The organism is Thiocapsa sp., assembly GCF_018399035.1.
GTDB lineage: Bacteria > Pseudomonadota > Gammaproteobacteria > Chromatiales > Chromatiaceae > Thiocapsa.
Genome location: NZ_CP073760.1, coordinates 1,318,476 through 1,331,985 on the forward strand (window position 1 = coordinate 1,318,476; position 13,510 = coordinate 1,331,985).

The 13,510-nt window shown below is 62.5% G+C and carries 14 protein-coding genes and 1 pseudogene; 4 read left to right on the forward strand and 11 right to left on the reverse strand.

Annotated features, from left to right (window positions below; all coding sequences use genetic code 11):
* Positions 1-176: 176 nt before the first annotated feature.
* Positions 177-1,031: a sulfotransferase domain-containing protein gene (locus KFB96_RS06065; protein WP_213465659.1), complete on the reverse strand. Its 855-nt coding sequence runs from the start codon at positions 1,029-1,031 to the stop codon at positions 177-179.
* A gap of 3 nt (positions 1,032-1,034) precedes the next feature.
* A complete protein-coding gene (locus KFB96_RS06070; protein ID WP_213465657.1) occupies positions 1,035-1,952 on the reverse strand; it encodes a hypothetical protein in 918 nt (305 codons plus the stop codon).
* Between the two features lie 462 nt (positions 1,953-2,414).
* Between KFB96_RS06070 and KFB96_RS06075 the strand changes: the two genes are divergently transcribed.
* The 3 genes from KFB96_RS06075 to KFB96_RS06085 all read left to right on the forward strand — a co-directional run bounded on the left by KFB96_RS06075 (position 2,415) and on the right by KFB96_RS06085 (position 4,008).
* Positions 2,415-2,723 (forward strand): helix-turn-helix domain-containing protein, encoded by a 309-nt coding sequence (locus KFB96_RS06075; protein ID WP_213465655.1) that lies wholly within the window; start codon positions 2,415-2,417, stop codon positions 2,721-2,723.
* Between the two features lie 362 nt (positions 2,724-3,085).
* On the forward strand, positions 3,086-3,367 hold the full coding sequence (locus KFB96_RS06080; RefSeq protein WP_213465653.1) for a DUF2442 domain-containing protein: 282 nt from the start codon (positions 3,086-3,088) through the stop codon (positions 3,365-3,367).
* A gap of 368 nt (positions 3,368-3,735) precedes the next feature.
* On the forward strand, positions 3,736-4,008 hold the full coding sequence (locus tag KFB96_RS06085) for an antitoxin (protein WP_213465651.1): 273 nt from the start codon (positions 3,736-3,738) through the stop codon (positions 4,006-4,008).
* Here the strand turns inward: KFB96_RS06085 and KFB96_RS06090 are convergent.
* From KFB96_RS06090 to KFB96_RS06120, 7 genes are all read right to left on the reverse strand, one after another.
* Positions 3,972-4,235 carry a hypothetical protein gene (locus KFB96_RS06090; protein WP_213465649.1) on the reverse strand — a complete coding sequence of 88 codons (264 nt, stop codon included), beginning with the start codon at positions 4,233-4,235 and terminating at the stop codon, positions 3,972-3,974. The genes KFB96_RS06085 and KFB96_RS06090 overlap by 37 nt on opposite strands.
* Before the next feature lie 235 nt (positions 4,236-4,470).
* A complete protein-coding gene (locus KFB96_RS06095; protein WP_300971339.1) occupies positions 4,471-4,812 on the reverse strand; it encodes a winged helix-turn-helix transcriptional regulator in 342 nt (113 codons plus the stop codon).
* On the reverse strand, positions 4,800-5,102 hold the full coding sequence (locus KFB96_RS06100; protein ID WP_213465647.1) for a DUF6516 family protein: 303 nt from the start codon (positions 5,100-5,102) through the stop codon (positions 4,800-4,802). Before KFB96_RS06100 ends, KFB96_RS06095 begins: the two co-directional genes overlap by 13 nt.
* Positions 5,103-5,621: 519 nt before the next feature.
* Positions 5,622-6,212: a DUF1640 domain-containing protein gene (locus KFB96_RS06105; protein WP_213465645.1), complete on the reverse strand. Its 591-nt coding sequence runs from the start codon at positions 6,210-6,212 to the stop codon at positions 5,622-5,624.
* A gap of 272 nt (positions 6,213-6,484) precedes the next feature.
* A complete protein-coding gene (locus tag KFB96_RS26410; protein WP_300971340.1) occupies positions 6,485-6,736 on the reverse strand; it encodes a hypothetical protein in 252 nt (83 codons plus the stop codon).
* Positions 6,737-7,104: 368 nt separating this feature from the next.
* On the reverse strand, positions 7,105-7,608 hold the full coding sequence (locus KFB96_RS06115) for a coiled-coil domain-containing protein (protein ID WP_213465643.1): 504 nt from the start codon (positions 7,606-7,608) through the stop codon (positions 7,105-7,107).
* Positions 7,605-8,204: a S24/S26 family peptidase gene (locus KFB96_RS06120; RefSeq protein ID WP_213465641.1), complete on the reverse strand. Its 600-nt coding sequence runs from the start codon at positions 8,202-8,204 to the stop codon at positions 7,605-7,607. The genes KFB96_RS06115 and KFB96_RS06120 overlap by 4 nt, the downstream gene beginning before the upstream one ends.
* A gap of 507 nt (positions 8,205-8,711) precedes the next feature.
* Here KFB96_RS06120 and KFB96_RS06125 point away from each other — a divergent pair.
* Positions 8,712-10,535: an ABC transporter ATP-binding protein gene (locus tag KFB96_RS06125; protein ID WP_213465640.1), complete on the forward strand. Its 1,824-nt coding sequence runs from the start codon at positions 8,712-8,714 to the stop codon at positions 10,533-10,535.
* A 1,563-nt stretch (positions 10,536-12,098) separates the two neighbouring features.
* Here KFB96_RS06125 and KFB96_RS06130 read toward each other — a convergent pair.
* Together KFB96_RS06130 and KFB96_RS06135 are read right to left on the reverse strand one after the other, a co-directional pair.
* Positions 12,099-12,584, reverse strand: coding sequence for a transposase (locus KFB96_RS06130; protein ID WP_213465638.1), 486 nt, complete (start codon positions 12,582-12,584; stop codon positions 12,099-12,101).
* 312 nt (positions 12,585-12,896) lie between these two features.
* Positions 12,897-13,449 (reverse strand): annotated as a pseudogene (locus tag KFB96_RS06135) (UDP-N-acetyl glucosamine 2-epimerase); the annotation flags it as partial.
* Positions 13,450-13,510: the final 61 nt, after the last annotated feature.

The window sequence follows — 13,510 nt, forward strand, 5'->3', positions numbered from 1 at the left end:
GGTGGGTTTCGGCTTGCCTTGATGCGGTTTTGTCGGACTGAAGTCCGACCCACAGGGGTATGCGGTTTTGTCGGACTGAAGTCCGACCCACAGGCTTGATGCGGTTTTGTCGGACTGAAGTCCGACCCACTGGGGTATGCGGTTTTGTCGGACTGAAGTCCGACCCACAGGGGGGCTTAGAGCGGTTCGCCGGCGGTGTTGAGATAGCCGAAACGGCGCATCACCTTACCGTGCTCGGCGACGATGCGGGCAATTTGTTCGGGGGTCAGCTTGTCGCGCCAGTCACCGCTTTTGCCTTGGCGGAAAAAACGCTCGGTCTTGGGTGCTTTTTCCCGAAACCCGTTCTGTTCTTCCTGACGGGACAGGACTTTGAAGTCGCTGAAGCGGATGGCTTTGGCAATGCGGGCCGTGTCGTGCGGCAGTTGGAGAAAGCGGGCAGCCCGGGTAAAGGCGGCGAGTGGATCCTCGAGCATGTCTTCGTAGCGGATGACCCGGCAATTCAGATCGGGGGCATCCACCCAGCTCAGGACGTGCTCGGACCAAGTCAGCAGCTGCTGTCGAACCTGATTCGGCAGGCCCTTGCGTGACTTGCACAAGGCGTGATCATGTTCGCTCATTCGCGTAATGGCGTCGTCGATGCTGCTGTGGTTATGGTTCGCATACGAGGGCGCCACGTCGAGCGGGTTGCGCAGGATGTAGAGTGCGCCAAGCGTGGCTTCGCGGCCGACCAGCGGTTCGCCGTTCAGCGTGCTCGTGTAGGCGTCATGGATCTTGTGATAGGCGATCGCGTCGTCGCGCAGCGACCAGCGGTAGACCTCGGGGCGCAAACGGTCCACCTCATCGGGGTCGAGCTCGGCGGTGTCGAAACCCAGCACCTCGTCCAGCCAGGCGCGGCTGCTGGCGACGTTGCCGATACTGAGATCGTTGATGTCGGCGGGCTCGTCGCCGTCCTCGATCAGGTTTTTCAGGAAGGTGCGAAACCAGGTATTGCCGGACTTGGGATAGGAGGCCAGCCAGTAGATGCCGCCCATGGTTCAGGGGTGCTCGGCGATGTCGGCCAGGATGCGGTCGATCATCGGCTCCAGATTGAACCCTTTCCGTGGCCGGGTGAGGCGTGCCAGGCGAATCCGCCCGGCGAGTTGGCCGCAGAGCTTGAGGTGTTCGGGTTTCAGGGCCATGCCTTGTAGAAACTGGACGCGGTAGGTGTTGTTGTGCAGGGGCTGAAAGCGTTGCATGCCGGGGATCGGCTCGATTTTCAGGGCTTCGAGATGGTCGCTGTCGAGGATGTAGATCCAGCGAATCGGGAGGGGCTCAGCGGCCCCTTCAATGCCGACCGGAAGATTGAACTTTTCGGTGTTGGGGCGGATGCGGCGCAAATCGGTGGCGTCGATCGCCAACTTCTCGGTCACGTCCTGCCAGAGCTTGATGCGCGGAAAACCCGGTATGGCCCGGCATTGACTGTCCACCGGCACCACGTCGTCGGCAAGGATGGGATAGCCTCGCCGCATGAACCCCGCCGCCAGGGTCGACTTACCCGCTCCTGACGGGCCTACGCAGACCATGCACCGATCCCCGATGCGGATGGCGTTGCCGTGCAGGACCAGATGCCCGCGCTGGAACAACAACGCCCCGAACGCCGAACCGAGCAGAAAGACGCGCAGGCTGTCCTCGTCGATACCGGGCTCAGGATCGATCAGGATCTCCCGGCCTTCGCTCACCAGGAAACGGGCGACATGAGGAACTTGAAGCCAAAGCGAGCGGGCATTCACCCAGGCATAGGGCCCAATCTGCTTTCCCCCGGCGAGCCCCCCCCGTGCAACCATCCCGAGTCGAATGTCGATTTCAGCCACGTTTACATGAAACGAAGAGGCCGAGAGCGGCAGGAGCTCAGGGAGTTGAAGCTGGCTCCGGAGCGTCAGCCCGTAGCAGGCGTAGAGATAGGCATCAGTCATCCGCGTATTCTACTTGAAACCACAAGATTGCTATGCACCACCGCAAAGCGGCCTGCAGTCCCTTCTCCCGCGCATCCAGCAGCATGATCTCGACAATACTCCCACTTGCAGCATGCCGCCGACGACCTGGCGGTCAGATTCCAAGCGGACGGGGTTTGCAACCCCGTCCCGAACCTTTGTCGGCACCATCGGGCAAAACCGAGCTTCGGGTCGACATATTCCGGACGGGGCCAATGCCCCGTCCGGCCGGGGGACTGTGGGTCGGACTTTAGTCCGACGCGGCCGTATCGGCATCCCGCAGCGCTTTCCTCGGGCTGAAGCCCTGCCGCGCGTCGGTCAGGGCGCTTGATGGAAATACTGGAATCCAGCACCTTTGTCACATGCGAACCGTGATCGAAACCCCGACCTTCCGCAATCGAAAAAGACGAACATCCAGCCGAAAGAGATCAAGAGGATCACCGAGTGAACATCGAGCAGATCGCCAAAGCCATCGAAAAAGACGCGGGGGAGGACCTGCCGGACTTGCGCGAAAGCCTCACCGAGATGAACGCGGGACTCGCGGGCCGCAGGTACACCGAGGAACAGCTGTTGCTCAGGGTAACCCGCAACACCTTAGGACTTTCGCAGCCAGCGTTCGCGGACTTGATTCAGACGCCCGTGGCAACCCTGCGCGACTGGGAGCAGGGCCGCTCCGTGCCGCCGGGTGCGGTGCTCTGTCTATTGAGGATCGCCCTGAAGCACCCTGAGGTCTTGGCTGAGCTGGCGGCTTAATCAAGCCGAAATGCCTGCCGTCCTCCGAGAGCCCCGGGCGGGACGGGGTTTGCAACCCGGTCCCGAACGCTTGCCTGCACCATCGAGGGCCTTGCTCGTCACTTCGGCCATCGCGGCACGTGGCGCAGAGCGCCAGGGGCATGCGTGACACCGCAGAGCGAGTGTCACGAGCGAGTGATGTTTTGGGTGGTACCCGGTGGCCGCGGGTGGGTACCCACCCGCGGCTCCCACAGATCCGGACGTGCGGGACGACCGCAGCGCGTCTTGATCTGCTCCAGCGCGGTTCCGCGGAGAGCTTGGCCTTGGCTTCGTGCAGGTTCGCTTGGATCCGTTCAACCCGAGCGCATCATCGGGAGACTGAAATGACACCAGAGACCATCAATATCACCTTGGCCGAGCAGATTGACACCCACTGTCTTCGACTGCGTTTTGACGACGACACTGAGCAGGTCGTCGACTTTAAGCCTTTCCTCAGCCATGCGGCGCATCCTGACATCCGCAGTTGGCTGCAGCCCGAGAAGTTCGCCAGCTTCCGTCTCGAATACGGCGAGCTCGTCTGGGGGGATTATGAGCTTTGCTTTCCCATGATTGATCTGTATCGCAACGAAATTGCCCATCGCGATTCCATCGAGAGCGCAGCGTAAAGTGAGGGTTGGGGTTGGGGTTGGGGTTGGGGTGGATGGGCTGAAGCACTGCCGCGCGTCGGTCAGCGCGCTTGATGGAAATACTGGAATCCAGTGCCGTAGGGTGCGGTGACGAAGGAACCGCACCGATGCTCCGGCAGCGGCACGGTGCGGTTCGTGCCTCACCACACCCTACGGGTTTGCCTCCAGGCGGGATCCGCATGTCGCCATGAAGGCTCCGCTGTTTTGCGCTAATCTCGGCAGATTCACGTGGTTGCTATCGAGGAATACGTGTACCTCGTTCCGTTTGTGGAGTCGGAAGAGGAGGTCTTCTTGAAGACGATTATTCCGAGCCGCAAGGCTACCAAAAACTACCGAGGTAGCAACAAATGAACAAACTAGATCACGAAGAGCGCGAAATCCTGGATGCGTTTGTGTCCGGTAACGTTAAACGTTCCAAGGATGCAGCCGAGATCCAGAAAAGACACCAGGAATATGCTGAAGCGATGCTCCGGAAGGATGCCCGAATCAATATCCTGCTCCCCGCCAAAGATCTTCGTGGCCTGCAAAAGAAAGCTCTTGCAGAAGGGATTCCATACCAAACGCTAATCGCCAGCATCCTTCATCAATATGTCGAAGGTCGCTTGCACGAGAACAACTGACTCTTTGCTTCCTGGCGGCCTTCTTCAAGACCTTTCTCCCGCCCGATTTGCCGGCCTTTCTCCAACCCGATTTGCTCGCCTCTGCGCTGCGCCTCGTTCAGCAAAGTGACCTCGTCGTGCAGCGCCCGCTCGCGCACGAACGCCAAGCGCCGCGCCTGCTCGTCCGCGCTCAGCGCACGGACGCGGTTCATCGCCTCCCGAATCGGGGGAGGCTCGACCTGTGCCATGGTCTTGGCTGAGCTGGCGGCTTAATCAAGCCGAAATGCCTGCCGTCCTCCGAAAGCCCCAGGCGGGACGGGGCTTACAACCCCGTCCCGAACCTTTGCCTGCACCATCGAGCAAAGCCGAGGTTCGGGTCGAAATATTCCGGACCGGGCCAATGCCCCGTCCGGCCGGGAGGAGGGTCTTCCAGTGCCTCGGCTATATCCCGCAAGCCTTGGCTGTACGAAGCGCCGAAAGGCCTCAGGCCGCATCGAGCATGAAGTCAACATGCACCGCGTCGTAAGGAAAGCAGACACCTTGGTCGTCTTGCTCGATCAGGCCGGCGTCGATCAGAGCATGGAGATCAGCATGCACCGCCTTCACATCTCGGCCGACGCGACGCGCGACCGCTCGGATCGACAAGCGACCGGCCCCGGTCATCGCCTTGAGGATTTGCCAACGCTTGGCGGTCAACACTTGCCAGAGCAACTCCGGGCTGGCAAAACTGACCACCGGGTCACTCTGCGCGCCCGTGTTCCATGCCTGCACGAAATCACCCAGGCTCGCATCCAGATCCTGGACCTTCATCGTCAAGATCGGCATCGCTCGTTCTCCTCACGCATCCGCTGACTATCGCGTTTGAACGCCGCGACCAGCTTTTCAACAGTCTCGAAGCGGTACGGCATTTCTTGGTCGCCCCAATGCCGGTGATCACCTTTTCCGGCTTCGTTGTCGTAACGCAGTACACACAGACCTGAGCACACGAGCGCCAGGCGATACTTGAAATGGTGCAGGCTGTTGCGCAACGGCTCGCCCAACCGCCAGATCACCAGCTCGGCGAACACATGCGGTGCCAGTACGATCCGTCGGCGCAAGAGCAACTCAGCCTTCATGTTGGAGAATATGCCAACGGCCGCACGAGCGTGCAACCAGCAACAGACCGATGGCAAGCGACGTGGAGCCGCCTGGCCCTCACATCAGCGTCTCGATTCCAGGCGGGACGGGGTTTGCAACCCCGTCCCGGACCTTTGCCTGCACCATCGGGCAAAGCCGAGGTTCGGGTCGAAATGTTCCGGATGGTGCAAACGCCCCGTCCGGCTAGGGGGACTGTGGGTCGGACTTTAGTCCGACGCGGGGGTGGCGGCATCCTGCGCGCCTTTGTCGGGCTGAAGCCCGACCCACCTTCGGACTGAAGTCCGACCCACCTTCGGAGTGAAGCCCGACCCACCTTCGGACTGAAGTCCGACCCACCTTCGGACTGAAGTCCGACCCACCTTCGGGCTGAAGCCCGACCCACCTTCGGACTGAAGTCCGACCCACCTTCGGGCTGAAGTCCGACCCACCTTCGGAGTGAAGTCCGACCCACCTTCGGACTGAAGTCCGACCCACGGGCCGCAGGCGGCCGCCTCTTCTCAAAGCAGCTTCACCAGCGCTGCGATGGCGCCGACCTGGGCGAACATCAGCGGGATGAGCCACAGCAGCAGGCTGTTGCGGCTGCGCTCGATCGCGGCTGTCATCTCGCCGCGCATTTGGACCATTTCTTTCTGAAGCCTGAGCTCGGTCTGGCGTAGCTCACCGCGCAACAGCTCGATCTCGGTTTTGAAATCGCCGCGCGACTGCTCGATCTCGGCCGTTAAATCGCCGCGCAATTGGACGATTTCTTTCTGAAGCCTCAGCTCGGTCTGGCGTAACTCGCCACGCAACTGCTCGATCTCGGTTTTGAAATCGCCGCGCGACTGCTCGATCCCGGCCGTTAAATCGCCGCGCAATTGGACGATTTCTTTCTGAAGCCTCAGCTCGGTCTGGCGGAGCTCGCCACGCAACTGCTCGATGTCCTTTTGCAGGCGCAGCTCAGTCTCGCTCAGATGCGTGCGCGTTACGAGATCCGGAAGATGGGGATAACGCTCCTCCAGCCGCTCGAACGCCTCGGCGATCACACGTGCCCGCGCGCGCTCGTCCGGTGCGCTAGCAAGGGCTTCGTAAAGCTCGACTACGGTGCTCATAGTGGTTCACCCGCGCCTTGTTTGATTCGAATCGCAGTTTACGCCCATGGCCCGTCGCGCGCGTTGAGGCACGGAGAACCCCGCATCACCGTAGGGTCCGCTGCGCGGACCATGCGGCGCCAAAAACCACCACCGGTGCCGCCCGAGCCCCGTCGGTCCGCACAGCGGACCCTACCGAGGCAGGCAACGCCGAGGTTCGGGTCAAAATGTTCCGGACGGGGCAAATGCCCCGTCCGGCCAAGAGTGATCGATGATGATGGCCTTGGGGCCCGTCAAAGCAGCTTCACCAGCGCCGCGATGGCGCCGACCCGGGCAAACATCAGCGGGATGAGCCACAGCAGCAGGCTGTTACGGCTGTGCTTGATCTCCTTTTGCAGCCGAAGCTCGGTCTGACGCAGCTCGCCGCGCAACGTTAGCCGCCCAGAATGCGAACGGCACACAACGTGACTCAGGCCGGTCACTTGGGCGATCTGCCCGTCGCTGAGCACGCCGAGCTGGATGAGGCTTCGGGCTGTCTGACGCATTGCTTCCTGGCGGCCTTCTTCAACGCGATCAGATGAAGAGGACGACTGCAAGTCGTCGATCCCGGGGATGTCGCCGCTTCGCGACGACCGTCGGCATCACCTCCGGCGAATCCGATGTGCAGTTGGGATGTTGATTCCCGGAAATCACCTCAGTCCGACGCGGCGGTATCGGCATCCCGCAGCGCTTTTGTCGGGCTGAAGCCCGACCCACATGGCCGGGCTGTTTCAGGCGGGACGGGGTTTTGCAACCCCGTCCCGAACCTTTGCCTGCACCATCGGGCAAGGCCGCGGTTGAGGTCGAAATGTTCCGGACGGGGCGAATGCTCCGTCCGGCCAAGAGTGATCGATGATGATGGCCTTGGGGCCCATCAAAGCAGCTTCACCAAGGCCGCCATCGCGCCGACTTGGGCGAACATCAGCGGGATGAGCCACAGCAGCAGGCTGTTGCGGCTGCGCTCGATCTCTTTTTGCAGCCGAAGCTCGGTCTGACGCAACTCACCGCGCAACTGCTCGATCTCGGTTTTGACATCACCGCGCAACTGCTCGATCTCGGTTTTGACATCGCCGCGCAACTGCTCGATCTCGGTCTTGACATCGCCGCGCAACCGCTCGATCTCGGCCGTTAAATCGCCGCGCAATTGGACGATTTCTTTCTGAAGCCTCAGCTCGGTCTGGCGTAGCTCGCCACGCAACTGCTCGATGTCCTTTTGCAGGCGCAGCTCAGTCTCGCTCAGATGCGTGCGGGTCGCCAGATCCGGGAGATGCGGGTAACGCTCCTCCAAGCGCTCGAAGGCTTCGGCGATGACACGCGCTCGCGCACGCTCGTCCGGCGCACTCGCGAGGGCTTCGTAGAGCTCAACCACGGAATTCATGACTGTTCCACCCTGTTTGAGTCGCCTTGCAGTGTACACTCATCGTCCTTCGGCAGTGTCGGGAGTTGCGCACCGGCGAGACCTGTGTGCCGGATGCGCTGCGCTGATCCGGGCTTCGGGATTTCGCTGGAAGGACGCATCGGCGCGGCCGAGTCAACCGCCCACCCGCTCGGCCGGCGTGCAAGCACACGGAGTACGACCCGGAGGAAGCGCAGAACCGCTCGGAGCCGATGCCGCAGCGGAACCGTCACGAGTGCCTGCGCGCAGTCTCCGCCCCGTACACGCCCGAGGATCAACTCGGGGGGCACGGGGGGGTCCGGGCGCTCGGCTGAATCCGCCTGTGTCAGATAGTGCAGGCAACCGGCCCGTCGGTAACTGCCGATAATGCGGTGGACGGTCAGCCCCCGTCCGGCGATCAAGAGCACGACGACATCCCCGGGCCAGTAGACGACAGCCGGCCCGGAGACCTGAATCCGTGCACCGTCGGCGACCAACGGGGCCATGCAATCGCCCTTGACGATGACGTGAACCGGGTTGTCCGTTGCCATGAGACGGAGTGTCGAGAACCATGACAGGGTTCCCCGAGGTGCATTCATCGAGTCGTCCGTTGGTGGGTATGCCGGGCAGAGTTGGAGGTTATCACGACACTGTGGGTCGGACTTGAGTCCGACGAGACCTTCCGGGAGACCTCGGCGGTGTCGGGCTGAAGCCCGACCCACACGGTGGGTCGGACTTGAGTCCGACGAGACCTTGCAGGAAGCCTCGGCCGGCTGTCGGGCTGAAGCCAGACCCACACTGTGGGATGATGTACTTGCCGTCAAAGCCGTCCGATCCAGTACGCAGGTCGCCGGCGATGATGCGCGATTGCCAGTACCTCCACCGATCCTGAACGCTCGCGATACAGAACCTTATAAGGTTGGGGTGGCCGGGCGCCGCGGAGCGGGTGTCATGAGCTCGTCCGTTGTGCTGACGATAGGAAGCACAACTTTCGCCGACGGTTGGTTGTGCCTCGCACGGCTCGGCACAACGTCCGCCTGATGATTTATATTCGGCAGGAGCGCCGTTGAGTCCCGCATCGCCCACCTCCAAGCGCGCCCGCGACGATGATCCTGCGTAAGCTCATGGAGCCGGTCGAGCTCCTGCGTCGTGTCTTTCCGCTGTTGTGGCGCAGTGCGCGCGGCTGGACCCTGGTCAGCACCGGACTCATCCTGCTCGAGGTGGCCTTGGGGTTGGCCGTGCTCTACCTGATCAAAGGCTTGGTCGACAGGATCACCGGGTTGCCTGCCGACGGTGCCGAGCTGGCCGTCGACCTGCAACCGCTGCTGCTGTACCTGGGCCTGACCGGGCTCTGCACCCTGGCCTACGTCGCTGCGCGCGCACTTGCGGGCCTGGCCCGCGAGACCCAGGGGATGCTGGTCGCCGATTTCCTGGATCGCGAGATCCACGACCGCGCGATTCGGGCCGATCTCGCCTTCTACGAGAGCCCTCGCTATTTCGATACCCTGCGGCGCGCCCAGCAGTTCGGCAGCCAAAGGCCCGCGCAGGTCGTCGGCAATCTGCTCATGCTGCTCAAGAACGGCCTGATGATGGCCGGCGTGGTGCTGTTGGTGATGAGTGTGGATGTCTGGCTGCTGCCGCTGCTGTTGATCGCAACCCTTCCGGCACTCCTCGTCAGCCTGCGCTTTACCCGGCGGCTCTATGAGTGGCGACACAAACGCACCGAGATGGAACGTCGCGCCGGTTATCTCGGTTGGCTGATGACATCGGACCACCATGCCAAGGAGTTGCGGCTCAATCAGCTCGGCGCCTATCTGCGCGATCGTTACGCGGAGCTGCGCGGCCTGATCCGGCGCGAGCACCTGGGGATCACTCGGCACCGCACGCAGCTCGAGCTTGCGGTGGCCGCGCTCGCGACCCTGGCCTTCTTCGGCGCGCTGGCCTATCTGACGGTCCAGACCGCCGACGGCCGCAATACGGTCGGCGATCTCGCCCTCTTCCTGCTGGTGTTTCAGCGCGCTCAGTCGATGGGCCAGGAGGTGGTGCGGCAGATCTCCACGCTCTACGAGGATCATCTCTATCTCGGAGTGCTGTTCGAGTTCCTGGACATCCGCCCCGGCATCCAGGATCTCGAAAACCCCTTACCGCTTCCGAATCCGATGCACGAAGGCATCCACCTGGATGGCGTCAGCTTTCGCTATCCGGGGACCGATGCCTGGGTCTTGAAGGATCTCGAGATGCGGATCCGCCCCGGTCAGGTGGTCGCCCTGGTCGGCGCGAACGGATCCGGCAAGACCTCGTTGATCAAGCTGCTCTGTCGGCTCTACGATCCGACCGAGGGGAGCATTCGGGTCGATGGCGAGGACGCGCGTTCTTTTGCGGTGGACGACTATCGGGCGCTGTTCAGTGTCATCTTCCAAGACTATGCCCGTTACGTGGAGAGCGTTCGCGAGAACATCCGTTTCGGCGACATCCGGTTGCCGGCCGACAGCCCGGAGGTCGAGCGCGCGGCGATCCAAGCCGGCGCGGACGCCTTCATTCGCCGACTCCCGGCCGGCTACGACACCCAGCTCAGCCGGATGTTCGAACAGGGCCATGAAATCAGTGTCGGACAGTGGCAGAAGCTGGCGCTCGCGCGGGCCTTTCTCCACCGCTCGAAGGTCGTCATCCTGGACGAGCCGACGAGCGCCTTGGACCCCAACGCGGAGTTCGAGCTGTTTCGGGACTTTCGGTCACGTATCGAGGGCCGAGCGGCGCTGATCATCAGTCACCGGCTCTCGACCATTCGGATGGCGGACATCATCTATGTCCTGGACGGCGGCATGATCCGCGAGCACGGCACCCACGATGAGCTCATCGCCAAACGAGGCATCTATACCGAGCTCTTCGAGCGCCAAGCGTACTTCTACCGAGAACATGTGACCCCATGATCGACCTGCATCGGCGAAAAGGGGTCACGCCCTTTCCGATGCTTAATCCGATCGATAGCGGCGTCAGTGCCTCGGCCGGCTGTCGGGCCGAAGCCGACCCCACACTGTAGGTCGGACTTAAGTCCGACGAGACCTTGCAGCAAACCTCGGCGGCCTGTCGGGCTGAAGCCCGACCCACACTGTAGGTCGGACTTAAGTCCGACGAGACCTTTCAGGAAGCCTCTGCGGCTGTCGGGCTGAAGCCCGACCCACACGGTGGGTCGGACTTAAGTCCGACGAGACCTTGCAGCAAACCTCGGCGGCCTGTCGGGCTGAAGCCCGACCCACACGGTAGGTCGGACTTCAGTCCGACGAGACCTTGCAGGAAGCCTCGGCGGGCTGTCGGGCTGAAGCCCGACCCACACTGTGGGATGATGTACTTGCCGTCAAAGCCGTCCGATCCAGTACGCAGGTCGCCGGCGATGATGCGCGATTGCCAGTACCTCCACCGATCCTGAACGCTCGCGATACAGAACCTTATAAGGTTGGGGTGGCCGGGCGCCGCGGAGCGGGTGACGAAGGAACCGTATCGATCGCGTGGTACGTCCCCGGTATCCTCCCGGGATCGACGACGTGCAGTCGTCCTCTTCCACCGGCCGGACGGTCCGAGGGGTCGCGCTCGACGCGACGATCTCGGGAACCGCACCGAACGCGCGTTGGCCGGACCCATCAGCGAGGCCGGTTGGTCGCCGATCGCGAGAACCGTGGTACGTCCCCGGTTTCCTGATGATAGCGGACTTGGCAGGGCGCTGACGCCTTGCTCCGCGCTCGAACTGACCTGTAATCGAAGTGAATTAAGTAAACTGTCCCCGGAATTCAATTCAGAAGTGAATTAAGTAAACTGTCCCCGGAATTCACCGCCCTCAAAACCGGGAAGAAGTAGCGGCGACTTCAGTCCCCCAAGGGTAGGGGCGACTTTAGTCGCCCAGAGGCAGGCGCGACCTCAGTCCCCCAAGGGTAGGGGCGACTTTAGTCGCCCAGAGGCAGGCGCGACCTCAGTCCCCCAAAGGCAGGCGCGACTTCAGTCGCCCAAAGGCAGGCGCGACATCAGTCCCCCAAAGGCAGGCGCGACCTCAGTCCCCCAAAGGCAGGCGCGACTTCAGTCGCCCAAAGGCAGGCGCGACATCAGTCCCCCAAGGGTAGGGGCGACTTCAGTCGCCCATGGGTAGCGGCGACTTCAGTCGCCCATGGGTAGGGGCGACTTCAGTCGCCCATGGGTAGGGGCGACTTCAGTCGCCCAGAGGTAGCGGCGACTTCAGTCGCCCAGAGGTAGCGGCGACTTCAGTCGCCCAGAGTCAGGCGCGACTTCAGTCGCCCAGAGTCAGGCGCGACTTCAGTCGCCCAGAGGTAGGGGCGACTTCAGTCGCCCGGAAACCAAGCCGCAGGAGCGAGGGGGCGACTAAAGTCGCCCCTACAGCCCCTACAGCCCCTACACGCCCCTACAGCCCCTACAGCCCCTACACGCCCCTACAGCCCCTACAGCCCCTACAGCCCCTACACGCCCCTACAAAACCCGATATGCATCTACACCAAGATATCCCCAACATCCCACGGAGTCGCCCCTACCCAAACCGCATCCCACAGAGAATAATCACCGACCGCCTGCACCAACCCCCGACGCAAGGGATTCGCAACGATATACCGCGCGATGTCCCGCAGCGTCTCATCTCGACGCACCGCATGATCGTGAAAACCACGCTGCCACACCGGAGCCGCCACCCCGGCGACCTCGCCGAGACGCCGTGCCGAGCGCCCCTTCAACCGCCGCATCACCGACGACAGATCCGCACCGTCGCCCAGCACGAACAACCAATGCAAATGATCCGGCATCACCACGAAAGCCAGACTCCGCACCTCCCCCGCCCGGTCCAGCAGCCGCATCTCGTCGACCAGGATCCGGCCCGACGTCAAATCCGCAAACACAGCCCGACGACCCTCGATCACCGTCGTCACGTGATACGCACGACCAGGCTCCGAGAACCGCCCCTTCAACAAATCGTCCCGAGACATATCCACCCCTGACCGCATCCATACGATGGCCGGCGCCGCATCATGCCGTGTAGGGACATGTAGGGGTAGCGGCGACTTCAGTCGCCCATGGGTAGCGGCGACTTCAGTCGCCCGGAAACCAAACCGCAGGAGCGAGGGGGCGACTAAAGTCGCCCCTACAACCCCTCCCGCCCGGCAGCGCTACTTGGCTGAACTCTGCTAATCCCCCATCTACCTCCCACGCTCTACCGCCATCGCTCGGCCGATCAATGAAGGTCGTGCCTGATCCTTGGCCTCGTGACGCGGAGCGTCGAGGCGACACTCGCACGCGGAGAGGGTGTCGATCATGGTATTGCCGACGAAGCGGATCCGCTCCTCCCCGACCCCGGCCTTGCGCAGATTTGCGTTGGCGAACTCGCTCGTGGTGAAGAACCAATTGGTGATCGCGTCCGTCACCATCCGGTTGATCTCCTCCGGCATGGTCCAGTCGCCGGAGCGAATGCCGCCCTCCACGTGCGCCACCGGCACACACAGCTTCTGCGCCGCGATCGCGCAGGCCATGGTCGAGGTCACGTCCCCCCACCACCAGGCACAGATCGGAGCGGTCATCGAGCAACAACCGCTCGTAACGGGTCATGATCGCCGCCGTCTGCTCGGCCTGAGTTCCGGACCCGACCTCCAGGTTCACATCCGGCGCCGGGATCCCGAGCTGGACAAAAAAATCGCCCGAAAGACGGGCCTCATAGTGTTGGCCGGTATGCACCAGGCGGTACCGCAGCGGACCGCCCGCCGCTTCTCGCGCCTGTAGCGCCTTAATAATCGGCGCCACCTTCATGAAGTTTGGCCGCGCGCCGGCGATGATGTCGATCCGCTTCGTTCCAGGCATTCATCCACTCCGCTTAATTCGCACCACTATTCCTGCTCACTCTGCAGAAGATGCATTGCAC

Coding starts and splice junctions, on each gene's coding strand:
- KFB96_RS06065 (WP_213465659.1), bottom strand. CDS start 1,031: ATGGGCGGCATCTACTGGCTGGCCTCCTATCCCAAGTCCGGCAATACC.
- KFB96_RS06070 (WP_213465657.1), bottom strand. CDS start 1,952: ATGACTGATGCCTATCTCTACGCCTGCTACGGGCTGACGCTCCGGAGC.
- KFB96_RS06080 (WP_213465653.1), top strand. CDS start 3,086: ATGACACCAGAGACCATCAATATCACCTTGGCCGAGCAGATTGACACC.
- KFB96_RS06085 (WP_213465651.1), top strand. CDS start 3,736: ATGAACAAACTAGATCACGAAGAGCGCGAAATCCTGGATGCGTTTGTG.
- KFB96_RS06090 (WP_213465649.1), bottom strand. CDS start 4,235: ATGGCACAGGTCGAGCCTCCCCCGATTCGGGAGGCGATGAACCGCGTC.
- KFB96_RS06095 (WP_300971339.1), bottom strand. CDS start 4,812: ATGCCGATCTTGACGATGAAGGTCCAGGATCTGGATGCGAGCCTGGGT.
- KFB96_RS06100 (WP_213465647.1), bottom strand. CDS start 5,102: ATGAAGGCTGAGTTGCTCTTGCGCCGACGGATCGTACTGGCACCGCAT.
- KFB96_RS06105 (WP_213465645.1), bottom strand. CDS start 6,212: ATGAGCACCGTAGTCGAGCTTTACGAAGCCCTTGCTAGCGCACCGGAC.
- KFB96_RS26410 (WP_300971340.1), bottom strand. CDS start 6,736: ATGCGTCAGACAGCCCGAAGCCTCATCCAGCTCGGCGTGCTCAGCGAC.
- KFB96_RS06115 (WP_213465643.1), bottom strand. CDS start 7,608: ATGAATTCCGTGGTTGAGCTCTACGAAGCCCTCGCGAGTGCGCCGGAC.
- KFB96_RS06120 (WP_213465641.1), bottom strand. CDS start 8,204: ATGAATGCACCTCGGGGAACCCTGTCATGGTTCTCGACACTCCGTCTC.
- KFB96_RS06125 (WP_213465640.1), top strand. CDS start 8,712: ATGATCCTGCGTAAGCTCATGGAGCCGGTCGAGCTCCTGCGTCGTGTC.
- KFB96_RS06130 (WP_213465638.1), bottom strand. CDS start 12,584: ATGTCTCGGGACGATTTGTTGAAGGGGCGGTTCTCGGAGCCTGGTCGT.